The following is a 24,137-nucleotide window of genomic DNA, read 5'->3' as shown; positions in this document are numbered from 1 at the left end:
ACTCATCCGGCGCGATGTTGAACCGAACGGGTGAAATCACCTCTTTCACCATGTTCGCCCCCGGGTGCGTCCCCCTCGGCCTTGCCCCTCGTCAGGCGGCCTGCCTACACCGGGAGTTATGGACACACCACTGACAGCAGACAGCCTGCTCTCCCATCTCAGGGACGAGGGCGCCCGGGTCGAGGAGTACAAGTCCTGGCGCACCCACAACCGCGACGAGGCCGGGGCCTGGGGCCCGGTGCACGGCGTGATGCTCCATCACACCGTCACCGAGGGCACCGAGGCCACCGTGAAGTTGTGCTACGACGGCCGTTCGGGCCTCCCGGGGCCCCTGTGCCACGGCGTCGTCGCCAAGGACGGAACGATTCACCTCGTCGGGCACGGCCGGGCCAACCACGCCGGCCCCGGCGATGGGGACGTGCTGGCCGCCGTGCAGGCCCGCGAGACCTCGCTCCCCGAGGACAGGGAGACCGACACCGACGGCAACACCCACTTCTACGGCTTCGAATGCGTCAACCTCGGGGACGGCAAGGACACCTGGCCGCCCGAGCAGGTCGAGGCCGTCGTCCGCGCCTCGGCCGCGCTGTGCCGCGCGCACGGCTGGGACGGGGGCGGGGGCGTTCCGGTCATCGGCCACGTCGAGTGGCAGCCGGGCAAGAGCGACCCGCGCGGGCCCGGCATGGACCTGGCGGACGTGCGGCGGCGTGTGGCCGAGCGCCTGGAGCACGACGCGGACTGGAGCCCGACGGCCGGCTGAGGAGCCCGACGGCCGGCTGAGGCGGCGGCGCGGGAACGTCCCGGCGCGCGGCGACGTCCCCGCGCCCGGCGCCTCGCCGTGCTCCGCGTCCGAAGCCCTACGTCTGCGCCGGGTCCCCGGACCGCGCCGGGCCCGGCCGTTCCGCCTCCCGCCGGACCAGGCCCATGTACCGGTCCCAGTCCCAGTGCGGGCCGGGGCAGGTGCGGATGACGTCCGGGACCTCGTTGTGGCCCAGGATGTGCTCGCGGTCCACGGGGATCTCGTAGCGGCGGCATATGTCCGCCACCAGCCGAGCGGAGGATTCGTACATCGCGTCCGTCAGATAGGACGGCTCGTCGGCCCAGCCCTCGTGCTCGATGCCGATGCTGCGCTCGTTGAACGACCGGTTCCCCGCGTGGTAGGCCACGTCCAGCTCGCGCACAAGCTGCGCCACGTGCCCGTCGGAGGAGCGCAGCACGTAGTGCGTGGAGGAGCCGTGGCCCGGGTCCTGGAAGACCCGCAGGGTGATGGGGTACGTCGCCTCGGGCATGTGGATGACGACGCGGTCGATCGTGTAGTCCCGGGGGCGGTTCGCCCGGCGGTAGTTGGCGGGGGAGGCGGGTATCCACTCGGCGGTGCCGAGGTCCACCTCGCCCTCCTCGCGCGGGATCTCCGCGACGCCCGAATGCCGCCACCACAGGCGGGAGAGGCTGTCCCACCCGGCCACCACCCCGACGCCCAGCGTGCCCGCGGCGCCGCCCAGCAGCAGCCCCCGGCGGCCCAGCCGCCCCCCGCCGCCGGCGGAATGCTCGCCCATCGCTCTTCCGTCCCCCTCGCACACCTTGCCGACCGCACGCCGGGGCCCGGACCCGCCGCTCCCGCCGGGAGCCGGCGATGCCCGCGCCTGGCTGGAACAACGGGCGGGCCGGACGGCTTGTTCCGGACCGGCTCGTACAATCGGCACACCATGCCGTACCTGGACCACGCCGCCACCACGCCGATGCTTCCGGAGGTCGTCGCGGCGATGACCGCTCAGCTCACCGCCACCGGCAACGCCTCCGCGCTGCACGGCTCCGGGCGGCGGGCCCGCCGCACGGTGGAGGAGGGGCGCGAGGCGGTGGCCGCCGCGCTGGGGGCGCGCCCCAGCGAGGTCGTCTTCACCTCCGGCGGCACCGAGGCGGACAACCTCGCGGTCAAGGGCCTGTTCTGGGCCCGCCGGGACGCCGCCCCGCGCCGCACCCGCATCCTGGCCAGTCCCGTCGAGCACCACGCCGTGCTGGACGCGGTCGCCTGGCTGGCCGAGCACGAGGGGGCGCGCGCCGAGTGGCTGCCGGTGGACCGGCACGGCCGGGTCCACCCCGAGGCGCTGCGGGAGGCGATCGAGCGGGACCCCGAGGACGTCGCCCTGGTCTCCGTCATGTGGGCGAACAACGAGATCGGGACGATCCTGCCCGTCCCCGCCCTGGCCGCCGTCGCGGCCGAGTACGGCGTGCCGGTGCACGCCGACGCGGTGCAGGCGGTGGGGCAGACCGAGGTGGACTTCGGCGCCTCCGGGCTGGCCGCGCTCACCGTATCCGGCCATAAGCTCGGCGGCCCCTACGGCATCGGCGCCCTGCTGCTGGGCCGCGAGTGGGCCCCGACCCCGCTGCTGCACGGCGGCGGCCAGGAGCGGGAGGTGCGCTCGGGAACGCTGGACGTTCCCGGCGTGGCCGGGTTCGCCGCCGCCGCCGGGCTGGCCGCGGAGCGGCGCGAGGAGTTCGCGCGCGAGGTGGGCGGGCTGCGGGACCGGCTGATCGCGGCGGTCACCGAGGCCGTTCCCGACGCGGTCCTCGGCGGGGACCCCGACCCGGCGGGGCGGCTGCCGGGCAACGCGCACTTCGCCTTCCCCGGCTGCGAGGGCGATTCGCTGCTGCTGCTCCTGGACGCCCAGGGCATCGAGTGCTCCACCGGCTCGGCCTGCACGGCGGGCATCGCCCAGCCCAGCCACGTGCTGCTGGCCACCGGCGCCGACCCCGAACTCGCCCGCAGCACGCTGCGGTTCAGCCTCGGGCACACCTCCACCGAGGAGGACGTGAAGGCCGTCACGGAGGCCATCGGCCCGGCCGTGGAGCGGGCGCGCACGGCCGGGCTGAGCTGACAGCGGGCTGGCCTACTCTGGAGGGGCTATGACCGAGACCCCTGTCCCCGCTTCCGCTCCCGGGCCCCGGCTGCGCGTGCTGGCCGCGATGTCCGGCGGCGTCGACTCCGCCGTGGCCGCGGCCCGCGCCGCCGAGGCCGGGCACGAGGTCACCGGCGTCCACCTGGCCCTCTCCGCCAACCCGCAGTCCTTCCGCACCGGCGCCCGCGGCTGCTGCACCGTCGAGGACGCCCGCGACGCCCGCCGGGCCGCCGACATCATCGGCATCCCCTTCTACGTGTGGGACCTGGCGGAGCGGTTCCGCCGCGACGTGGTCGAGGACTTCCTCGCGGAGTACAGGGCCGGCCGCACGCCCAACCCCTGCCTGCGCTGCAACGAGAAGATCAAGTTCGCCGCGCTGCTGGACAAGGCCCTGGCCCTCGGCTTCGACGCCGTCTGCACCGGGCACTACGCCTCCGTGGTCACCGGCCCCGGCGGGCGCCGCGAGCTGCACCGCTCCGCCGACGCGGCCAAGGACCAGAGCTACGTCCTGGGCGTGCTGGACGACCGTCAGCTCGCGCACGCGCTCTTCCCCCTGGGCGAGACCCGCGCCACCAAGGAGGAGATCCGCGCCGAGGCCGAGCGCCGGGGCCTGGCCGTGGCCAGGAAGCCCGACAGCCACGACATCTGCTTCATCGCCGACGGCGACACCCAGGGCTTCCTCGCCCGCCACCTCGGCGCGTCCGAGGGGGACATCGTGGACGAGGACGGCCGCAAGGTCGGCAGCCACCAGGGCGCGCACGGCTTCACCATCGGCCAGCGCCGCGGCCTGCGCATCGGGCACCCCGCGCCGGACGGCAAGCCGCGCTACGTCCTGGACATCTCCCCGGTGACGAACACCGTCACCGTCGGCCCCGCCGAGGCCCTGGGCGTCACCGCCCTGACCGGCACCGCCCCCCGCTGGTGCGGACCCGCCCCGGCCGGCCCCGGGCGTTACACCGCGCAGCTCCGGGCCCACGGCGGCGAGACCCCGGTCACGGCCGAGCTGGCGGACGACACGCTGCACGTCCGCTTCGACGCGCCCGTGCGCGGGGTGGCCCCCGGCCAGGCCGTCGTCCTCTACGACGGCACGCGCGTGGTCGGGTCCGCGACGATCGCGACGACGGAGCGCGCGGGCGCGGGCGTGGGCTGAGGGGGCGTTGGCCACCGGTCCTTGCAACGCCCGCGCCGCCGGAACGTCCCTGGCGGGGAACGCCCGTCAGCGCAGGTCGTCGCGGCGGTTGGCCAGGACCGGGATCGTGCGGCGGGCGTCGTCGGCCTCGGCCGGGTCCACGTCCGCCAGCAGCAGGCCCGGCGCCGCGCCGAGGCGGGCGCGGACCTCCCCGAAGGGGGAGACGGCCATGCTGTGGCCGATGCCGGTCGGCGCGCTCGTCGCGGGCGGCTCGCCCACGGTCGCCGGGTCCGCCTGGCCCGCCGCCACCACCCAGCACGTCGCGTCCAGCGCCCTGGCCCGCACCAGCACCTCCCACTGCGCGGCCTTCCCCGGCCCCGCGCCCCAGGAGGCCGGCAGCAGCACCACCCGCGCCCCGTCCCCGGCCAGCCGCGTGAACAGGCCGGGGAAACGCACGTCGTAGCAGGTCGCGAACCCCAGCCGCACGCCGTCGAGGTCCACCGTCACGGCCCGGTCCCCCGGGGCCACCGTCGCGGACTCCGCGAAGCCGAACGCGTCGTAGAGGTGCACCTTGTCGTAGTGCGTGTCGATCCCGCGCCCGGTGATCAGCAGCGTGTTCCGCACCCGGCCGTCCCCGGACGGGGTGAACATGCCCGCCACGACCAGCACCCCCGCCGCGTCCGCGACCGACCGCACCCGCGTCGCCCACGGGCCCTCCAGCGGCTCGGCCAGCGGCGCGAGCGGGACCCCGAAGCGGGCCATGGCCGCCTCCGGGAAGACGACCACGTCCGCGTCCTCGGCCGCGGCGCGCGCGGTCTCCCGGGCCAGGGCCGCGAGGTTCTCCTCCGGCGAGACCCCGGAGGCCAGTTGGCAGGCCGCGATCCGCATGCGCGCTCCTTCTCCGCCGCGGTCGCCCGCGGCTCGTCGGCGGTCACCGCGTAGGGGACCATGGTGCTATGGCAACGCATGTGATCACGGGAGCGGGTTCGGGCATCGGCGCCGCCGTGGCGGCCCGGCTGGCCGAGCGCGGGGACCAGCTCTGGCTCTGGGCGCGCGACGCGGGGCGCGCCAAGGAGCTGGTGGAGCGTTTCCCCGGCGCGCGGACGCTGGTGGGCGACCTCTCCGAGCCGGAGCGGCTCTCCTGGGCGCTGGGCCACCAGGCCCCGCCGGACCGCGTCGACTCCCTCCTGCACATCGCGGGCGTGGTCGAGCTGGGCGAGGTCGGCGAGCTGACCCCCGCGATCTGGCGCGCCACACTGGCCGCCAACCTCGTCGCCCCGGCCGAGCTGACCCGCCTGCTGCTGCCGCAGCTCCGGGCCGCCCGCGGCCACGTCGTCTTCGTCAACTCCGGCGCGGGGCTGCGCGCCCACCCCCAGTGGTCGGCGTACGCCGCCAGCAAGCACGGCCTGCGGGCGCTCGCGGACGCGCTGCGCGCCGAGGAGGCCGCGCACGGCCTGCGGGTCACCACCGTCTACCCGGGCCGCACCGCCACGCCGATGCAGGAGAAGGTGCACCGGCAGGAGGGCAAGGAGTACGACCCCGCGCGGTGGATCCCCGCCGACGCGGTGGCCACCACGGTGCTCACCGCGCTGGGCCTGCCCCGCGGCGCGGAGGTCACCGACCTGACCGTCCGCCCGCAGGCGGGCTGAGGGCGCGGACGGCTCGGACGGCTCGGACCAGGAGTGACGCACGGAATGACCGAACACACCAGCGCGACCGACGGCGGACCGGCCACGGACGAGGCGGCCACGGGCGGCTCCGCCGGAGGGCAGGCGTTCCCCTGGGGAACGGCCGCGGCCACCGGCGTCGGCTCGATGCCGGGCGAGGACCCCAGGGAGGCGGCCAGGACGGTCGCCGGGACCCTGGAGAGCTTCCTCTTCCTGCCCGAGCTGCCCGCCCGCGGCCCCGGCGCCGACATGACCGGGCGCACCGCCGGGCTGCTCGCCGAGCTGTACGCCCGGGTCGAGCCCAGCGGCTGGCGGCTGGGCGACCGGCCGGGCCGGGACACCCGCAGGGCCCGGTCCTACCTGAGCGCGGACCTGGACGCGCTGGAGGAGTTCACCCAGGGGTACGCCGGGGCGCTGAAGGTGGCCGCCGTCGGGCCCTGGACGCTGGCCGCCTCGCTGGAGCGCCGCAACGGCGAGGCGATGCTGGGCGACCCGGGCGCCTGCCGGGACCTGGCCGCCTCCCTGGCGGAGGGGCTGCGCGGGCACCTGGCCGACGTGCGGCGGCGTGTGCCGGGCGCCCGCGTCGTCCTCCAGCTCGACGAGCCCTCGCTCCCGGCCGTGCTGACCGGCCGGGTGCCCACCGCCAGCGGCTACCGCACCCACCGGGCCGTGGACCGCGGGGTGGTGGAGGAGGCGCTGCGCGGCGTGCTGCGCGAGGGGGCCGGAGAGGACCCGGCGGTGGTGCACTGCTGCGCGCCCGGGGTGCCGTTCGGGCTGCTGCGCCGGGCCGGGGCCGCGGCCGTCTCGTTCGACTTCCGCCTTCTCACCGAGCGTGACGACGACGCGCTGGGTGAGGCCGTGGAGGCGGGCACCGGGCTGCTGGCCGGGGTGGTGCCGGGCGCCGGAGCCGGAGAGGGGGCGTTGTCAGACCCGGCCGGTACTGTCGGGGGAGTCAGGTCGCTTTGGCGCAGGCTGGGGCTGGCCCCCGGTTCCCTCGCGGAGTCCGTCACGGTCACCCCCTCCTGCGGCCTCGCGGGCGCCTCCCCGGCGTACGCGCGGGCCGCGCTCGCCCATTGCGTCCGGGCCGCGAGATCTCTCGCGAATGACCCAGAGTGACGGGAGAGCAGACGGATGGCTGGCGAACGGGGCGCACGGGCCGGACACCAGGATCTGACGGCCGGGGCCGGGCCGGCCTCGGCCGTGCCCGCCGAGGCGCGCGAGCGGCACAAGTGGCTGGCCGAGCAGGTCGAGGAGCACCGCTTCCGGTACTACGTGAAGACGGCCGTCATCTCCGACGCCGCCTTCGACGAGCTGCTGCGCGAGCTCACCCGGCTTGAGGAGCAGCACCCCGAGCTGCGGACCCCGGACTCGCCCACCCAGCAGGTCGCCGGGCGGTACGAGACGGAGTTCACCGCCGTCGAGCACCGCGAGCGCATGCTCTCGCTGGACAACGCCTTCGACGACGCCGAGCTGGACGCCTGGGCCGAGCGGGTCGCCGAGGAGCTGCGCGGCATCCCGTACCACTTCCTGTGCGAGCTGAAGGTCGACGGCCTCGCGGTCAACCTCACCTACGAGCACGGCCGCCTCACCCGCGCCGCCACCCGCGGCGACGGCCGCACCGGCGAGGACATCACGCCCAACGTCCGCACCATCGAGGAGGTCCCCGACCGCCTGACGGGCGAGCGCGTGCCGGACCTCGTGGAGATCCGCGGGGAGGTCTTCTTCCCCATGGAGCGCTTCGAGGAGCTGAACGCCCGCCTGGTCGAGGCCGGCGAGAAGCCCTTCGCCAACCCGAGGAACGCCGCGGCGGGCTCCCTGCGCCAGAAGGATCCCAAGGTCACCGCGAGCCGCCCGCTCCAGATGGTGGTGCACGGCATCGGCGCCCGCGAGGGCTTCTCCATCGACCGGCTCTCCCAGGCGTACGGCCTGCTCAAGGAGTGGGGCCTGCCCACCGCCCGCGCCGCCAAGGTCGTCGAATCCCTCGACGGCGTGCGGGAGTTCATCGCGTACTACGGCGAGCACCGGCACGCCGTGGAGCACGAGATCGACGGCGTCGTGGTGAAGCTGGACGAGATCCCCCTCCAGGGCCGCCTGGGCAGCACCTCCCGCGCCCCCCGCTGGGCCCTGGCCTGGAAGTACCCCCCGGAGGAGGTCAACACCAGGCTCCTCGACATCCGCGTCGGCGTCGGCCGCACAGGCCGCGTCACGCCCTACGCCGTGGTCGAGCCGGTGACCGTGGCCGGCTCCGAGGTGGAGTTCGCCACCCTGCACAACCAGGAGGTGGTCAAGGCCAAGGGCGTCCTCATCGGGGACACCGTGGCGCTGCGCAAGGCGGGGGACGTCATCCCCGAGATCCTGGGCCCCGTCGCGGACCTGCGCGACGGCAGCGAGCGGGAGTTCGTGATGCCCTCCGAGTGCCCCGAGTGCGGCACCCCGCTGCGGCCCATGAAGGAGGAGGACGTCGACCTGCGCTGCCCCAACGCCCGCTCCTGCCCCGCCCAGCTCCGCGAGCGGATCTTCTACCTCGCCGGCCGCCGCAGCCTGGACATCGACCACTTCGGGTACGTCGCCGCCACCGCCCTCACCCAGCCGCTGGAGCCGGCCGAGCCCCCGCTGCGGGACGAGGGCCGGCTCTTCGACCTCACCGTCGAGGAGCTGCTGCCCATCAAGTCCTACGTGCTGGACCAGGACACCGGCCTGCCCAAGCGGGACCCCGAGACCGGCGAGCCCAAGGTCGTCACCTTCTTCGCCAACCAGCAGGGCGAGCCGAAGAAGAACACCCTGGCCATGCTGGAGTCCATTCGCGCCGCCAGGGAGCGGCCCCTGGCCCGCATCATCACCGGCCTGTCCATCCGGCACGTCGGGCCCGTCGCCGCCGAGGCCCTGGCCCGCGAGTTCCGCTCGCTGGACGCCATCGCCGCCGCCGGCGAGGAGGAGCTGGCCGCCACCGAGGGCGTGGGCCCCACCATCGCGGCCTCCCTGAAGGCATGGTTCTCCGTCGACTGGCACCGGGAGATCGTCGAGCGCTGGCGGGCCGCCGGGGTCCGGCTGGCCGAGGAGGGCGAGGCCGAGGCCGCGCCCCGCCCGCTGGCCGGCGTCACCGCCGTGGTCACCGGCACCCTGGAGGGCTGGACGCGGGACGGCGCCAAGGAGGCCCTGCAGAGCCGGGGTGCCAAGGTCACCGGCTCGGTGTCGAAGAAGACCGACTTCGTGGTCGTCGGCGACAGCCCCGGCTCGAAGTACGAGAAGGCCGTGGCGTTGAAAGTGCCCATCCTGGACGAAGCGGGTTTCACGGTTTTGCTGGAGCACGGCGCGGAGGCCGCGCGGGAGGCGGCGCTGCCCCCCGAGGAGCCCGCACCCGCCTGACGTGGAAGGACCCCCGATGGCAAGGCAATACGTCATATTCCCACGGCATATCCGTATGTGAGGGCCTTTCAGCAAGCCCAGGGGTTCCCTGCCCTTCCCCCGCCAGGTCGGCCTAGGGTGGTCAGGTGCGCCCGGCTCCGGGCGCGGGCGACACCGGCCGTGAGAGGGATCCCGCATGCAGTCAGCCCCCCAGGGGAGACCGGCCCCGCAGCGCGACCCCGCGCCGGTGATGGCGGCGTTCACGCGGTACCTGCGGCCCGCCATCCTGGCCGGCGCGGGCATCGCGTTCCTCATAGGCGTCATCCGCGTGCTCGCCGAGGGCCGCGCCCTTTTCCCTGGCGAACGGCCGGGCTGGGGCTTCGCCGTGCTGACCGGCGTCATCGTGGCCCACCTCGTCGCCCTCGGCCGCGACCGCTGGTGGGGCGGCTCCGGCTCGGGCGCCGCCCTGGCCCTGGCCATGCTGCTGCTCTACGGCTGGGTCCCCGCCGTGCTGGTCAGCCTCTCCGTCGTCACCCTCGTCGGCGCCGCCCGCCGCGACCGCTGGCCCGACGCCCTCCTGCACGGCGCCATCGACATGCTGGGCGTCGGCGCCGCCGCGCTCGTCCTGGCCGCCTGGGGCACCCGGCCCAGCGTCGAGCACCCCTGGGCCCCGGCCGACTGGCAGTCCTCCACCCTGCCCCAGCTCCTCCTCGGCGCCTGCGCCTATCTGGCCATCTCCCGCACCCTGCTGTGGCTCTCCTCCGCCCCGCCCGGCGGCCTGGCCTCCCTGGCCGGCACCGCCCTGCTGCGGCAGGGCCTGGTCGCGGTGGCGCTGCTGTGCATCGCCCCGCTGATCGTCGTCGTCGCCGCCGAACGGCCGCTGCTGCTGCCACTGTTCGCCGTGCCGCTGATCGCGCTCGACTCCTCCGTGTGGATGGCCAGGGCCCGCGACGAGGAGCAGCTCCTGGACCCGCTCACCGGCCTGCCCAACCGCCAGTGGCTCCTGGAGCGCACCCGCACCGCCCTTCAGGAGGCCGCCCGCGGCGGCGACCGCGCCGCCCTGGTCCTCATCGACCTCGACAGCTTCCGCACGGTCAACGACACCCTCGGCCACCTCACCGGCGACCGGCTGCTGCTCCAGACCGCCGACCGCATCCAGCGCGAGCTGCCCCGCGACGCCGAGGCGGCCCGGCTGGGCGGGGACGAGTTCGCCGTGCTGCTGCCCCGCGTCGCCTCCGCCACCGCGGCCCAGCGCGCCGCCCGTGCCATCGTCGGCTCCCTGGGCGCCCCCCTCCAACTGGACGGTCTGACCCTCGTAGTGGAGGCCAGCGCCGGGGTCGCGGTCTTCCCCGAGCACGCCCCCGAGGCCGAGGGCCTGCTGCGCCGCGCCGACGTGGCGATGTACGCCGCCAAGCGGGACCGCAGCGGCGTGGAGGTCTACGACGCCAGCCGCGACGGCAACACCCCCGACCGCCTCGCCCTGCTGGGCGACCTGCGCCGCGCGCTGGACAACGGCGAGGTGGAGCTGCACTACCAGCCCAAGGTCTGCTTCGACGGCTCGGTGGCCGGCCTTGAGGCCCTGGTCCGCTGGCAGCACCCGGAGCGCGGCCGGGTTCCGCCCGACGAGTTCATCGCCATAGCCGAGACCTCCGGGCTGATGCCCCGGCTGACCGAGTACGTGCTGGAGACGGCCCTGTGCCAGGTCGCGCGCTGGCGCAAGGCCGGGCTGACCGTCCCGGTCGCCGTCAACGTCTCCCCCCGCGACGTCTACACCCCCGGCTTCGCGGGCGCGGTCGCCGCCCGCCTGGCCCGGCACGGCGTCCCGGCCGGCTCCCTCCAGCTCGAGATCACCGAGCACGTGATGCTGGAGGATCCGCAGCAGGCCGCCGACACCCTGGCCGGGCTCACCGGCCACGGCGTGCGGATGTCCCTGGACGACTTCGGCACCGGGTACTCCTCCCTGGTGCACCTGCGCCGCCTGCCCGTCAGCGAGCTGAAGATCGACCGCTCGTTCGTGGCCCGCCTCACCGTGGACAGCGAGGACGCCGAGATCGTCCGCTGCACCGTCGAACTCGCCCACTCCCTGGGCCTGGTGGTGGTCGCCGAGGGCGTGGAGGACGACGAGACCTGGGACCGCCTCCAGGCCCTGGGCTGCGACGCCGTGCAGGGCTGGCTGGTCGCCGCCGCCATGCCCGCCGCCGAGACCACCCGCTGGCTGCGCGCTCGCGGCATCCCCCACACCCCCGACGACGCCGCCCCCCGGGACGTGCGCGAGCCCGTCCGCTGACCCGGCCCCGCGGCCCGCGGGACGGGGGACGGCCGCGAACGCCCGGGGCGGGCCGGGACGGAGAGGCCCAGGCGCGGGGAGGCCGGGGGAATACGGTGCGCGGGCCGTCGTGCCGTCGCCCTAGGATTGGCGTAAGTACCCTGTAGTCCCTTGCGCACGGCTAGGGCGCAGGAAGAACCCAGCCCGCGACGAGCAAGAGGATCGCCACATGCCTGGCATCACGCGCGAGGAGGTCGCCCACCTCGCCCGGCTGGCGCGTCTGGAGCTGACGGCAGAAGAGCTCGACCACTTCGCCGGACAGCTCGGCGACATCATCGGCGCGGTCGCCCGCGTCGCCGATGCCGCCACCGAGGACGTTCCGCCGACCTCCCACCCGCTGCCGCTCACGAACGTGATGCGCGCCGACGAGGTCCGCCCGGGCCTGAGCGCCGAGCAGGCGCTCTCCGGCGCCCCGGCGAGCGAGCAGCAGCGTTTCAAGGTGCCGCAGATCCTGGGGGAGGAGTGAGCGAGATGGCCGATCTGACCCGGCTGACCGCCGCCGAGCTGGCGGGCGCCATCGCGGAGGGGACCGTCAGCGCCGTCGAGGTCGCGACCGCCCACCTGGACCGCATCGCGGCCGTGGACGAGAAGGTCCACGCGTTCCTGCACGTGGACCGCGAGGGCGCCCTCGCCCAGGCCCGCGCCGTGGACGCCAAGCGCGCCCGCGGGGAGCGCCTGGGCCCGCTGGCGGGCGTTCCGCTGGCGCTGAAGGACATCTTCACCACCGAGGGCGTCCCCACCACCTGCGGCTCCCGCATCCTGGAGGGCTGGATCCCGCCCTACGACGCCACCGTCACCCGGCGCCTGAAGGCCGCCGACGTGGTGCTGCTGGGCAAGACGAACATGGACGAGTTCGCCATGGGCTCCTCCACCGAGAACAGCGCCTTCGGCCCGACCGGCAACCCCTGGGACCTCACGCGCATCCCCGGCGGCTCCGGCGGGGGTTCGGCCGCCGCGCTGGCCGCGTTCGAGGCGCCCCTGGCCCTGGGTACCGACACCGGCGGCTCCATCCGGCAGCCCGCCGCCGTCACCGGCACCGTCGGCGTCAAGCCCACCTACGGCGCCGTCTCCCGGTACGGGATGGTCGCCTTCTCCTCCTCGCTCGACCAGGGCGGCCCCTGCGCCCGCACCGTGCTGGACGCGGCGCTGCTGCACGAGGCCATCGCCGGGCACGACCCGCTGGACTCCACCTCCATCGACGCCCCCGTCCCGCCCGTGGTCGAGGCCGCGCGCACCGGCTCCGTGGCCGGGCTGCGGGTCGGCGTCATCAAGGAGTTCGACGGCGAGGGCTTCCAGGCCGGGGTGCGGCAGCGGTTCGCGGAGTCCGTCGAGCTGCTGCGCGAGCTGGGCGCCGAGATCGTCGAGGTCTCCTGCCCCTCCTTCGACAAGGGCCTGGCCGCCTACTACCTCATCGCCCCCTCGGAGGCGTCCTCCAACCTGGCCCGGTTCGACGCCATCCGCTACGGCCTGCGCGCCGGGGACGACGGCACCCGCTCCGCCGAGGAGGTCACCTCCCTCACCCGGCAGGCCGGGTTCGGCCCCGAGGTGAAGCGCCGGATCATGCTGGGCACCTACGCCCTGTCCGCCGGCTACTACGACGCCTACTACGGCAGCGCGCAGAAGGTCCGCACCCTCATCGTGCGGGACTTCGCCGCCGCCTTCGAGCGCGTGGACGTGCTGGTCTCCCCGACCACGCCGAGCACGGCGTTCCCCATCGGGGAACGCGTGGACGATCCCGTTGCGATGTACCTGACCGACCTGTGCACCATTCCCTCGCCCCTGGCCGGGAACGCCGCGATGTCCCTGCCCTGCGGGCTGGCCCCCGAGGACGGCCTGCCCGTCGGGCTCCAGATCATCGCGCCCGCCATGGCCGACGACCGCCTCTACCGCGTCGGAGCGGCCGTCGAGGCCGCCTTCCAGGCACGCTGGGGGCACCCGATCCTGGAGGAGGCACCCGCGCTATGAGCAAGAAGCCCAAGTCCAAGGCCAGCACCTACCTGTCCCTCGGCTCCACCCTCTTCGGCGCCTTCGGCACCGTGCGCAGGCTGAAGGAGGCCCGCGTGGAGGGGGACCGGCTGCGGTTCGCCGACGCCCTGGTCTCGGCCGCGGCCGTGGTCACCGGCATCGCTCTGCTCGCCCGTGACCTGCGCCGGATGAACAGCGAGAGCGCCGCCGTACCGGCCGGCGACGGGAAGTAGCGGAGGCAGAACGACTGTGACCGTCACCGAGCTGGTGCCGTACGAGACGGCGCTGGAGTCCTACGACCCCGTCATGGGCCTGGAGGTGCACGTCGAGCTCGGCACCAGGACCAAGATGTTCTGCGGCTGCGCCACGACGCTGGGCGCCGAGCCCAACAGCCAGACCTGCCCCACGTGCCTGGGCCTGCCCGGGGCGCTGCCGGTGGTGAACGCCACCGGCGTGGAGTCGGCCGTCCGGATCGGCCTGGCCCTCAACTGCAAGATCGCCGAGTGGTGCCGCTTCGCCCGGAAGAACTACTTCTATCCGGACATGCCGAAGAACTTCCAGACCTCCCAGTACGACGAGCCCATCGCGTACGACGGGTACCTGGACGTGCAGCTCTCGGACGGCGAGGTGTTCCGCGTCGGGATCGAGCGCGCCCACATGGAGGAGGACACCGGCAAGTCCACCCACATCGGCGGCGCGACCGGCCGCATCCACGGCGCCTCGCACTCGCTGCTGGACTACAACCGCGCCGGCATCCCGCTGATCGAGATCGTCACCCGCCCGATCACCGGCGCCGGCCTGCGCGCCCCCGAGGTCGCCCGCGCCTACGTCGCGGAGCTGCGCGAGCTGATCCGCGCCCTGGGCGTCTCCGAGGCGCGCATGGAGATGGGGCAGTTGCGCTGCGACGTCAACGTCTCGCTGCGGCTGCACGGCCGGGAGGCGTTCGGCACCCGCAGCGAGACCAAGAACGTCAACTCGCTGCGCAGCGTCGAGCGGGCGGTGCGGTACGAGATCCAGCGGCACGCGGCCGTTCTGGAGGACGGCGGCACGATCGTCCAGGAGACCCGGCACTTCCACGAGGACAAGGGCACCACCACCTCGGGCCGCGTCAAGGAGGAGGCGGAGGACTACCGCTACTTCCCCGAGCCCGACCTGGTGCCGCTGGCGCCGTCCCGGGAGTGGGTGGAGGAGCTGCGCGGCTCGCTGCCGGAGCTGCCGCTGGCCCGCCGCAGCCGCCTGCGGGCCGAGTGGGGCATCCCGGCGCACGAGATGCAGTCCGTGCTCAACGCCGGGGTGCTGGACCCGATCGTCGCCACCGTCGAGGCGGGCGCCGACCCGGCCGCCGCGCGCAAGTGGTGGCTGGGCGAGCTGGCCCGGCGCGCCAACGAGCAGGGCGTGGAGCCCGCCGCGCTGGCCATCAGCCCGGCGCAGGTGGCGCGCGTCGCGGCCCTGGTCGCGGAGGGCGCGCTGAACGACAAGCTCGCGCGGCAGGCCATCGAGGGCGTGCTGGCGGGCGAGGGCGAGCCCGACGAGGTGGTGGAGAAGCGCGGCCTGCGCATCGTCTCCGACACGGGTGCGCTGGGGCAGGCGGTGGACGAGGCCATCGCGGCGAACCCGGACATCGCCGAGAAGATCCGCAGCGGCAAGGTCGCGGCGGCGGGCGCGCTGGTCGGCGCGGTGATGAAGGCCACGCGCGGGCAGGCGGACGCCGGGCGCGCGCGGGAGCTGATCCTGGAGCGCCTGGGCGCGCAGGGCTGAGGCCGAGGGCTGCCAGGGCCCGTCGTCCCCTCGGGGGCGGCGGGCACTGAGGCTTCTCGGGGGCGGAGCTGCCCCGGCCCCGGCGGCCTAAGGCCCCGCGCGGGCCGGGGCTCGTGCATCTGAGGCCCTCCTTCCGGGGGCGTCCTAGTCCCGGACCCCCGGCGCCCGGCCTACGACGGCGGTCTAAGGCAGGGGGGTCCGCCGGGTGTGGGCGATTGCCCGATGTGCCGAGGGGGGCTGGCGGCGCAGGCTGGACGCATGCTGAATCACGAAGCACTGCACCGATACCGCGCGGCCGAGCTGGAGCGGGCCGCCCGGGAACAACGCCTCGCCGCCGAGGCGCGGCGGGCCCGCCGCCAGACTCGCCGGCGCTCCGCCCGGAGTGCCGGCACCGGCCGGGACGAGCGCTGGACCACCGCCGCCTGAGCCCGCCGCCCGCCGGACCCGTTCGTTCGGCCGGCCTCGTTCGTTCTGCCGTTCGGATAAGCGATACCGCGCTGTCAGTGCCCCGTGTCATCCTCGACGGCGTGGAGAGCCGCAGCGTCAGTCCGGTGTTCGTCGGCCGAGGCCGGGAGCTGGCCGAGCTGGCGGACGGCCTCGCGCGCGCCCGCGTCGGCGAGCCGCAGGCGTTCGTCATCGGCGGCGAGGCCGGCATAGGCAAGACCCGGCTGCTGGGGGAGTTCCTCACGCTCGCCGGGCCGACGGACGCGGTGACCGCCGTCGGGTCCTGCGTCGAGCTGGGCGCCGACGGCCTGCCCTTCGCCCCCGTGGCCGCCGTGCTGCGCTCCCTGCACCGGCAGCTCGGGCCCGCGCTGACCGACGCGGCGCGCGGCCGGGAGGGCGAGCTGGCCCGGCTGCTGCCCGAGCTGGGCGAGGCCGGTTCGCCGGGGGACAACGCCCTGGGCCGCGCCCGCCTGTTCGAGCTGACCACGCGGCTGCTGGAGCGGCTGGCCGCCGACCGGCCGCTGATCGTCGCCGTCGAGGACCTGCACTGGTCCGACCGTTCCACCCGCGAGCTGCTGGGATACCTCTTCCGCTCCGTGCAGAACGCCCGCCTCCTCGTCCTGGCCACCTACCGCACCGACGACATCCACCGGCGGCACCCGCTGCGGCCGTTCCTCGCCGAGCTGGACCGGCTGCGCAGCGTCCGCCGCATCGAGCTGGCCCGCTTCACCCGGGGCGAGGTCCGCGCCCAGATCGCCGGGATCACCGGCAGCCGGCCCGCCCCCGCCCTGCTGCACTCGGTCTTCGAGCGCTCGGAGGGCAACCCCTTCTTCGTGGAGGAGCTGACCGCCAGCGACTCCCCCTCGCGCGGCATCAGCGAGAGCCTGCGCGACCTGCTGCTCGTCCGGGTCGAGGCGCTGCCCGAGGAGGCCCAGGACGTGCTGCGGATCGTCGCGGAGGGCGGCTCCTCCGTGGAGCACGGCCTGCTCGCGGCCGTCGCGGAGCGGCCCGAGGGCGACCTGCTGGCTGCGCTGCGCGCCGCCGTCGGCGCCCACCTGCTCACCCCCACCGCCGACGGCGACGGGTACTGCTTCCGGCACGCCCTGATGCGCGAGGCCGTCGTCGACGACCTGCTGCCCGGCGAGCGCGCCCGGCTCAACCGCCGCTTCGCCGAGGCCCTGGAGCGCGCCGGGCACCTCGTCCCCGCCGACCAGCACGCCGCCCGCCTCGCCAGCTACTGGTACCACGCCGGCGACCCCGCCCGCGCCCTGCCCGCCGTGCTCGACGCCGCCGCCCAGGCCCGCCGCCGGTACGCCTACGCCGAGGCCCTGCGGCTGCTGGAGCGCGCCCTGGAGCTGTGGGACGGCGCGCCCGAGGAGGTCCGCGCCGCGCTGCGCCCCGCCGAGCCGGTCTGGGGGTATCCGGGGAACGGCACCGGCGGCCCCGTCGGCGCCGTGGACGTCCTGGCCGAGGCCACCATGGCGGGCCTGCTCTCGGGGCAGCCCGAGCGGGCGCGGGCCATGAGCAAGCGGGCGCTGCGGCTGATCGACGAGCGCGAGGAGCCGCTGCCGGCCGCGTGGTTCTGGCTCCAGCGGGCGCGGATGGCCGAGGGCCTGGGCCGCAGCGACGGCCGGCCCGAGCTGGACCGGGCCCGGGAGCTGGTCCGGGGCCTGCCCCCGTCCACCGTCCACGCGCAGGTGCTCGCGCACGACGCCGCCTGGCGTTCCATGGACCGGCCCGGGCCCGAGACCTTCCGCACGGCCGAGCGCGCCGTGGAGCTGGCCCGCGCGGTCGGCGCGCGGACCACGGAGCTGTACGCCCGGATCACGCTGGCCTGCCTGCGGGCGGACGCCGGGGAGGCGGAGGAGGGCCTGGCCGAGCTGTCCGCCGTGCTCGACCGACTGCTGAGGCGCGGCGAGGTCAGCCTCATCGGCCGCTGCCTGGTCAACCGCAGCGCCATCCTCGCCGCCGTCGGCCGGCTGCGGGAGGCCGCCGACGCCGGCGCCGAGGGCATGGCCGTGGCCGACCGGTACGGCCTGGAGGACACCAAGGGCTGGCTGGCCGCGAACCAGTCCGACGTCCTGGTGGACCTGGGCCGCTGGGACGAGGCGGACGCGGCCGTGGCCACCGCCCGGCGGGTGCCCGCCTCGGTCAGACCCAGGGCCGGCGCCATGCTCCAGGCCGGCCGCCTGGCCGTGCTGCGCGGGGACGAGGCGCTGGCCAGGTCCGAGCTGGCGGGCGCGCGGGCGGAGATCAGAACGCCCGACCTGAGGCCGTCGTTCACCATCGAGCTGGCCCGGCTGGAGGTGGAGGTGGCCGCCTCCGAGGGGCGGATCGACGCGGCGCGCGAGGCGTTCCGGGCGGTCACCGGCGAGCCGTTCCCCTCCTTCACCGCCGGCCTGGTGTGGGGGCTGCTGTTCGCCGCGGCGGGCGCGGAGGCGGAGAGCCGGGGGCTGCCCGGGGCCGGGGCGGGGCGGGGCGAGGCGCTGGAGCGCATCCGGGCGGCCATGCGGCCGGTGCGGCGCGGGGGGACCACCTGGGCCGCGTTCGGCCGCCTGGTCGACGCGCAGCTCGCGCGGGCCGAGGGGCGGGACGTTCCCGGGGTCTGGGCCGAGGCGGTGGCCGCGCTGGAGCCGGCCGGGCTGCCGTACCACCTGGCCGAGGCCCGCCGCTGCTGGGCCGAGGCGCTGCTGGGCGCGGAAGGCCCGTCGGGGCCCGCGCGGGAGCGGGCCGCCGCGGTGCTGCGGCCGGCGCGGGCCGCAGCCCGCTCCCTCGGGGCGCGGACGCTGCTGCGGCGCGTCGAGCAACTGGCCGCCCGCGGGCGGCTGTCCCTGGACCCGCCGGCCCAGGAGCCCGCGCCCGCCTCCGCGCCGGCCGACCCCTTCGGGCTGACCCGGCGGGAGCTGGATGTGCTGTCGCTGGTGGCGGCGGGGCGGAGCAATCGTCAGATTGCGCAGGAGCTGTTCATCTCTCCGAAGACGGCGAGCGTGCACGTGTCGAACATCCTGGCCAAGCTGGAGGTCTCGGGGCGCGGCGAGGCCGCCGCCCTCGCCCACCGCCTCGGCCTGAGCCTCTGAGGTCCCCCCCGGGCATCTGAGGCCCCCCGCACGGGGGAAATCGGGAGCCTGCCCGATGCCGCGCGCCCCCCTGGCGGCCGAGGCTGCGTATACCGGGAGACACCCGGGAGCACCGGGGGGACTGTGGCCTCCGGCGGGAATCCGCGACAGCCAGGGAGCACACCATGGCCCACGGGGCCTTTCACGAGATCGCCCACGCCGAGGCGAGAATCGCGCAGTTGCGCGCCGAGGCCGACCACGCGCGCCTGGCCGCCCACGCGGCGGCGGCCCGCCGCGCGGCCAGGGCGGCCCGCCGCCCCCACCCCGAACCCCCGCCCCCCGCCCGCGGCCTCCGCTTCGCCCGCATCCTCCACCCGACCCGCGGCCTGCGCCGCATCCTCCTCCGCCGCTTCGGGGCCTGACCCGCGTGGCCCGGGCGGCGGCCCGTCGCGGGACCGGCGACCCTGCCGGGATGTCAGTGGCATATGCGATGCTGCGAGGCATGCAGAACCGCACCGTCAGCCCCGTCTTCGTCGGCCGCGCCGCCGAGCGTGCCGCGCTGGACGAGGCCCTCGCCCAGGCCGGCACGGGGCGCCCGCAGGCGGTGCTGGTCGGGGGCGAGGCCGGGGTCGGGAAGACGCGGCTGCTGGAGGAGTTCCTGGGCCGGGCCGCCGCCGGGGGAGCGGTCACCGCCCTCGGCGCCTGCGTGGAGGTCGGCGCCGACGGCCTCCCCTTCGCCCCCGTCTCCACCGTCCTGCGGTCCCTGCACCGGCAGCTCGGCGAGGAGCTGACGCACGCCGCCGCCGGCTTCGGCGGCGAGCTGGCCCGCCTGCTGCCCGAGCTGGGCACGCCCGACGCCGCCCTGCGCCCCGCCCGGGACGTCGAGGTCCGCGGGCGGCTGTTCGAGATGACGTTGCGGCTGCTGGAGACCCTGGCCCAGGACCGGCTGCTGGTCCTGGTCATCGAGGACCTGCACTGGTCCGACACCTCCACCCGCGAGCTGCTCGCCTACCTGCTGCGCACCCTCCAGCACGGCCGCATCCTCCTCCTGACGAGCTACCGCTCCGACGACATCCACCGCCGCCACCCGCTGCGGCCGTTCCTCGCCGAGCTGGACCGGCTGCGCACCGTCCGGCGCCACCAGCTGGCCCGGTTCACCCGCGAGGAGGTCCGCGACCAGCTCGCCGGCATCCGCGGCTCCAAGCCCCCTGAGGAGCTGCTGGAGCAGGTCTACCGCCGCTCGGACGGGAACGCCTTCTTCGTCGAGGAGCTGGCCTCCCTCTCCGGCGGCTGCCGCCCCGGCATGATCAGCGACTCCGTGCGCGACCTGCTGTTGGTCCGCGTCGAGGCTTTGCCCGAGACCGCCCAGCCCGTCGTCAGGATCGCCGCCGAGGGCGGCTCCAAGGTCGAGTACGGCCTGCTGCGGGCCGTCGCCGGGCTGGACGAGGACCGGCTGATCGAGGCCCTGCGCGCCGCCGTGGGCGCCGGCATCCTGCGCGCCGGCGAGGACGGCGGGTACCGCTTCCGGCACGCCCTCGTCCGCGAGGCCGTGGACGACGACCTGCTGCCCGGCGAGCGCTCCCGGATCAGCCGCCGGTACGCCGAGGCGCTGGAGGCCGACCCCTCGCTGGTCCCCGCCGACGAGCTCTCCGCCCGCCTCGCCACCTACTGGTACCGCGCGCACGACCCCGCCAAGGCCCTGCCCGCCGTGCTCGCCGCCGCCTCGGGGGCCCGCTGCCGGCACGCCTACGCCGAGCAGCTGAAGCTGCTGGAGCGCGCCCTGGAGCTGTGGGACAGCGCCCCGGCCCAGGTCAAGCGCGGCCTGCGGATAGCCGAGGACGCCGAGTCCTACCCCCTGTGCGCCTGCTCCGACGACGCCCTCAGCTTCCTCGACATGCTCGCCGAGATGACCCTCGCCGCCCGGTACGCCGGGGAGCCCGAGCGCGGCCTGTCGGTGATCAGCCGGGCCCTGCGCGCCCTGGAGGGCCTGGGGCACCCGCTGCGCGCCGCCTGGTTCTGGACCGAGCGCTCCCGCCTGGTGCGCAACCTCGGCCGCGGCGACGGCTGGCAGGAGCTGGCCACCGCCCAGGAGCTGCTGCGCGGCTTCCCGCCCTCGCCGGTGCACGCCCGGGTGCTGACCGAGGCCGCCCTGTGGGGCGCGGTCTTCTCGCCCGGCCCCGGCAGCCTCGCCATCGCGGACCGGGCCATCGAGCTGGCCCGCGAGGTCGGGGACGACATCGTCGAGCTGGCCGGGCTGCTCAGCCGCGGCGGGCTGCTGATCGAGACCGGCCGCGGCGAGGACGGCCTGGCCGTGCTCCGCGCGGTGGCCGCCCGCGTCGTCCAGGAGGGCCTGGTCGGCGTCTGCACCCGCAGCCACGTCAACCTCCAGTCCCTGCTGGAGTCCATGGGCCGCTCCGAGGAGTCCCTGAAGGTCGCCGAGGAGGGCCTGGCCCTCTCCGTCCGGTACGGCCTGCGCGACACCCAGGCCTGGATCCAGGGGAACCGCTCGGACGCCCTCTACTCCCTGGGCCGCTGGCCCGAGGCCGAGGAGGCCGCGCAGGAGGCCAAGCGCCGGGCGCAGACCCCGGTCACCCGGGCGCTGGGCGCGCAGCGCCTGGCCCGCCTCGCGCTGGCCCGCGGGGACCTGGACGCCGCCGAGGCGGAGATCGCCGCCATGGCCGAGCACCACCCGGTCTACCGGGGGCTGGCGCCCCAGTACGCCCACCCGCTGGCCGAGTTCCGCCTGACCCTGGCCGCCGCGCGGGGTCGCGTCCTCGACGCCCGCCGGGTGCTGGCCGAGACCGCGGACGCCGGCCTGGAGACCGGCTCCGCCTGCTACACCTGGCCGCTGGTGTACGCCGCGGCCCGCGCCGAGTCCGGCGCGCTGGGCGTCCCCGCCGCCGCCCCCGGCCGGGCCGAGGCCATCGCCCGCGTCCGCGCCTACGCCGAGACCCTGCGCCGCTGCTACCCCGTCTGGGCCGCCTACGGCGCGCTGACCGAGGCCGAGCTGCGCCGCGCCGAGGGCACCGCGCGGGCGGGGGACTGGGCCGCCGCCGCGGTCGCCTTCGAGGGCCTGGACCGGCCCCTGGAGCCCGCGCTGGTCCGCGTCCGCTGGGCCGAGGCGGTCCTGGCGGACGGCGACCGCGACCGGGCCGCCGAGCTGCTGACCGAGGCCCACACCGCCGCCACCGCGCTCGGCGCCGCCGGCCTCGCCGAGGAGGCCCGGCGCCTGGCCCAGCGCGCCCGGCTCCCCCTGGCCCCCGGCGGCGCGGCCCGCGCGGGCGACGGCGGCCCGCCCGAGTCCTTCGGCCTCACCCGGCGGGAGCTGGATGTGCTGTCGCTGGTGGCGGCGGGGCGGAGCAATCGTCAGATAGCGCAGGAGCTGTTCATCTCTCCGAAGACGGCGAGCGTGCACGTGTCGAACATCCTGGCCAAGCTGGAGGTCTCGGGGCGCGGCGAGGCCGCCGCCCTCGCCCACCGCCTGGGCATCGTCGGCGCCGCCCGCGCCCAGGCCCCCGCGTAGGGCCCGCCCGGCCGGCATTCCGCATCGGCCCGCGGCGTCCGGCTCCCGCCGGACCCGGGACGTACCCCCCCGCGGAGCGCCGGGCGGGCCCCGGCCCGCCCCGTCGTAGCCTGGCGTCCATGCACGCACCGGAGGTCTGGCTGCCCTTCCCGCCCGCCGAGCTCGCCCCGCTGCCCGAAGGGCTGACCTACCACCACTGGGACGGGCAGCCCGCCTTCCCCGCCGACCCGGCCCGCTGCGCCTTCTACGCCGTCCCCTACCTCAAGGGCACCGCCACCTCCCTGCGCCCCCTGCCCCGCATGACCGGCGTCCGCGTCGTGCAGACCCTCACCGCCGGCGTGGACGACATCCTCCCGGCCGCCCCCGGCCTGCCCGACGGGGCCGTCCTGTGCAACGCAGGCGGGCTGCACAACACCAGCACCGCCGAGCTGGCCCTGGCCCTGATCCTCGCCGCCCAGCGGGACATTCCCGGCGCCGTCCGCGCCCAGGACCAGGGCCGCTGGTCCACCGCCATGCGCCCCTCGCTGGCCGACCGGCACGTCCTCGTCGTCGGCTACGGCGGCATCGGCGCGGCCGTGGAGGAGCGCCTGCTGCCCTTCGAGGTCGCCTCCGTCACCCGCGTCGCCTCCCGCCCCAGGACCGCCCCGCGCGGCCCCGTCCACGGCGTCGACGAGCTGCCCGAGCTGCTGCCCTCCGCCGAGATCGTCGTCCTGTGCGCCCCCCTGACCGAGGCCACCCGCGGCCTGGCCGGCGCCGCCTTCCTCGCCCGGATGCCCGACGGCGGCCTGCTGGTCAACGTCGCCCGCGGGGCCCTCGTGGACACCGGGGCCCTCCTCGCCGAGCTGGCCTCGGGCCGGCTGCGCGCGGCTCTCGACGTCACCGACCCCGAGCCCCTGCCCCCGGACCACCGCCTGTGGCGGGCCCCGAACGCCCTGATCACCCCGCACGTCGGCGGCCCCTCCACCGCCTTCCGCCCCCGCGCGGAACGCCTGCTGCGGGCCCAGCTCGCCCGCTTCGCGGCCGGGGAGCCCGTCCGCCACGTGGTGGCCACGGGCGGCCAACCCCAAAGCCCCTGAGGGACGTTCACTCTTTCCGTTACTTTCGGTAGAACTCATATGCCACTGAGTGACGATCCTGGTGTATCGTCCCAGCGGGCCGGAAGGGAGACCGGCCCCGGCGGGGCAGACCTGTTGAGAGAGGGGGCCGCTCACCCATGGACGCAAGACCGGACGCCGCGCGTTCGCCCGGCGACCCCGCCGCCCCCTCCGCGCTGGGAGGGCCGCTGCCCCAGCTCCTCCTGGGCGCCGTCTGCGCCGCCTACACCACCGGCGCCGTCCTCGGCTGGGGCTCCCCGCGCCTGGCCCTCGCGATGGGCGACTTCGGCCTGGCCGCCGCCGCCCTCCTCGCCGCCGCCTCCTGCCTGTGGTACGCCCGCCGCTGGGCCGGCGAGCCCCGCGCCGCCTGGATCCTCTTCGGCGTCGCCTCCCTCGCCATGAGCCTGGGGAACGCCATCTGGGGCTGGTACGAGGTGGTCGAGGGCCGCCCCGTGCCCTGCCTCACCGCCGCCGACGCCTGCTTCCTGCTCTTCGCCCCCCTGGCCATCGTCGGCCTGCTGCTCCTGGCGAAACGGCCGGTGACCCCCTCCGGCTGGATCTGCCTGGCGCTGGACACCTGGCTGATCGGCGGCTCCCTGATGACGCTCTCCTGGAGCGTCGCGCTCACCCAGGCCGCCCAGCGCCAGGGCGAGTCCGTGCTGCGCTCCGCCCTCGGCCTGGCCTACCCCCTGCTGGACATCGCCCTGGTCAGCACGGTCCTCGTGCTGCACTTCCGGCGCAGCCCCGCCCACCGCGCCGCGATCAACGCCGCCATCGCCGCGCTCGCCCTGACCGTGCTGTGCGACGCGCTGTTCACCTCCCCCGTCCTGCGCGAGCGGTACAGCTCCGGCCAGCTCCTGGACGCCGGGTGGTTCGCCGGGTCCCTCCTCCTGGCCGGGGCGCGGTGGATGGGGATACTGCCCCGCTCGGCCGAGC

General features: G+C 76.0%; 17 protein-coding genes and 2 pseudogenes. 17 read left to right on the top strand and 2 right to left on the bottom strand.

Features of this window, described 5'->3' with window-relative positions:
- Positions 1 to 118: 118 nt before the first annotated feature.
- Positions 119 to 736 (top strand): annotated as a pseudogene (locus tag RM780_RS07540) (peptidoglycan recognition protein family protein); the annotation flags it as partial.
- Positions 737 to 854: 118 nt separating this feature from the next.
- Here the strand turns inward: RM780_RS07540 and RM780_RS07535 are convergent.
- On the bottom strand, positions 855 to 1,553 hold the full coding sequence (locus RM780_RS07535) for an N-acetylmuramoyl-L-alanine amidase (RefSeq protein ID WP_311629752.1): 699 nt from the start codon (positions 1,551 to 1,553) through the stop codon (positions 855 to 857).
- A 150-nt stretch (positions 1,554 to 1,703) separates the two neighbouring features.
- On the opposite strand from RM780_RS07535, the gene RM780_RS07530 reads away from it, so the two are divergent.
- Together RM780_RS07530 and mnmA are read left to right on the top strand one after the other, a co-directional pair.
- On the top strand, positions 1,704 to 2,873 hold the full coding sequence (locus tag RM780_RS07530; RefSeq protein ID WP_311629751.1) for a cysteine desulfurase family protein: 1,170 nt from the start codon (positions 1,704 to 1,706) through the stop codon (positions 2,871 to 2,873).
- A gap of 28 nt (positions 2,874 to 2,901) precedes the next feature.
- The gene (gene mnmA / locus RM780_RS07525) at positions 2,902 to 4,044 is read left to right on the top strand and encodes a tRNA 2-thiouridine(34) synthase MnmA (RefSeq protein WP_311629750.1); all 1,143 of its coding nucleotides are present in this window, start codon (positions 2,902 to 2,904) and stop codon (positions 4,042 to 4,044) included.
- 66 nt (positions 4,045 to 4,110) lie between these two features.
- Here mnmA and RM780_RS07520 read toward each other — a convergent pair whose 3' ends face one another.
- Positions 4,111 to 4,911, bottom strand: coding sequence for a carbon-nitrogen hydrolase family protein (locus RM780_RS07520; protein WP_311629749.1), 801 nt, complete (start codon positions 4,909 to 4,911; stop codon positions 4,111 to 4,113).
- A 68-nt stretch (positions 4,912 to 4,979) separates the two neighbouring features.
- On the opposite strand from RM780_RS07520, the gene RM780_RS07515 reads away from it, so the two are divergent.
- From RM780_RS07515 to RM780_RS07450, 14 genes and pseudogenes are all read left to right on the top strand, one after another.
- Complete coding sequence (locus RM780_RS07515; protein WP_311629748.1) at positions 4,980 to 5,672, top strand: SDR family oxidoreductase; 693 nt, start codon at positions 4,980 to 4,982, stop codon at positions 5,670 to 5,672.
- A 165-nt stretch (positions 5,673 to 5,837) separates the two neighbouring features.
- The gene (locus tag RM780_RS07510; protein WP_394812919.1) at positions 5,838 to 6,806 is read left to right on the top strand and encodes a methionine synthase; all 969 of its coding nucleotides are present in this window, start codon (positions 5,838 to 5,840) and stop codon (positions 6,804 to 6,806) included.
- 15 nt (positions 6,807 to 6,821) lie between these two features.
- Positions 6,822 to 9,056, top strand: a complete 2,235-nt coding sequence (gene ligA, locus RM780_RS07505; protein WP_311629746.1) for an NAD-dependent DNA ligase LigA — start codon at positions 6,822 to 6,824, stop codon at positions 9,054 to 9,056.
- A 175-nt stretch (positions 9,057 to 9,231) separates the two neighbouring features.
- Positions 9,232 to 11,322: a putative bifunctional diguanylate cyclase/phosphodiesterase gene (locus RM780_RS07500; protein ID WP_394812911.1), complete on the top strand. Its 2,091-nt coding sequence runs from the start codon at positions 9,232 to 9,234 to the stop codon at positions 11,320 to 11,322.
- A gap of 208 nt (positions 11,323 to 11,530) precedes the next feature.
- Positions 11,531 to 11,827, top strand: coding sequence for an Asp-tRNA(Asn)/Glu-tRNA(Gln) amidotransferase subunit GatC (gene gatC, locus RM780_RS07495; protein WP_311629745.1), 297 nt, complete (start codon positions 11,531 to 11,533; stop codon positions 11,825 to 11,827).
- Positions 11,828 to 11,832: 5 nt separating this feature from the next.
- Positions 11,833 to 13,326: an Asp-tRNA(Asn)/Glu-tRNA(Gln) amidotransferase subunit GatA gene (gene gatA / locus RM780_RS07490; protein WP_311629744.1), complete on the top strand. Its 1,494-nt coding sequence runs from the start codon at positions 11,833 to 11,835 to the stop codon at positions 13,324 to 13,326.
- Positions 13,323 to 13,559: a hypothetical protein gene (locus RM780_RS07485; RefSeq protein WP_311629743.1), complete on the top strand. Its 237-nt coding sequence runs from the start codon at positions 13,323 to 13,325 to the stop codon at positions 13,557 to 13,559. The genes gatA and RM780_RS07485 overlap by 4 nt, the downstream gene beginning before the upstream one ends.
- A gap of 16 nt (positions 13,560 to 13,575) precedes the next feature.
- Positions 13,576 to 15,084, top strand: coding sequence for an Asp-tRNA(Asn)/Glu-tRNA(Gln) amidotransferase subunit GatB (gene gatB, locus RM780_RS07480; protein ID WP_311629742.1), 1,509 nt, complete (start codon positions 13,576 to 13,578; stop codon positions 15,082 to 15,084).
- A gap of 258 nt (positions 15,085 to 15,342) precedes the next feature.
- The gene (locus RM780_RS07475) at positions 15,343 to 15,510 is read left to right on the top strand and encodes a hypothetical protein (RefSeq protein WP_311629741.1); all 168 of its coding nucleotides are present in this window, start codon (positions 15,343 to 15,345) and stop codon (positions 15,508 to 15,510) included.
- Positions 15,511 to 15,587: 77 nt separating this feature from the next.
- Positions 15,588 to 18,605: a helix-turn-helix transcriptional regulator gene (locus tag RM780_RS07470; protein ID WP_311629740.1), complete on the top strand. Its 3,018-nt coding sequence runs from the start codon at positions 15,588 to 15,590 to the stop codon at positions 18,603 to 18,605.
- Between the two features lie 164 nt (positions 18,606 to 18,769).
- Positions 18,770 to 19,006 (top strand): hypothetical protein, encoded by a 237-nt coding sequence (locus RM780_RS07465; protein WP_311629739.1) that lies wholly within the window; start codon positions 18,770 to 18,772, stop codon positions 19,004 to 19,006.
- Between the two features lie 50 nt (positions 19,007 to 19,056).
- Positions 19,057 to 22,107, top strand: a complete 3,051-nt coding sequence (locus tag RM780_RS07460) for an ATP-binding protein (RefSeq protein WP_311629738.1) — start codon at positions 19,057 to 19,059, stop codon at positions 22,105 to 22,107.
- A 119-nt stretch (positions 22,108 to 22,226) separates the two neighbouring features.
- Positions 22,227 to 23,183 (top strand): 2-hydroxyacid dehydrogenase, encoded by a 957-nt coding sequence (locus tag RM780_RS07455; protein ID WP_311629737.1) that lies wholly within the window; start codon positions 22,227 to 22,229, stop codon positions 23,181 to 23,183.
- A 137-nt stretch (positions 23,184 to 23,320) separates the two neighbouring features.
- Positions 23,321 to 24,137: pseudogene (locus RM780_RS07450) on the top strand (phosphodiesterase); the annotation flags it as partial.

Source organism: Streptomyces boetiae, assembly GCF_031845405.1.
Lineage (GTDB): Bacteria > Actinomycetota > Actinomycetes > Streptomycetales > Streptomycetaceae > Streptomyces > Streptomyces boetiae.
The sequence above is the reverse complement of the archived record's forward strand: the minus strand, read 5'-3'. Positions and strand labels throughout refer to the sequence as shown.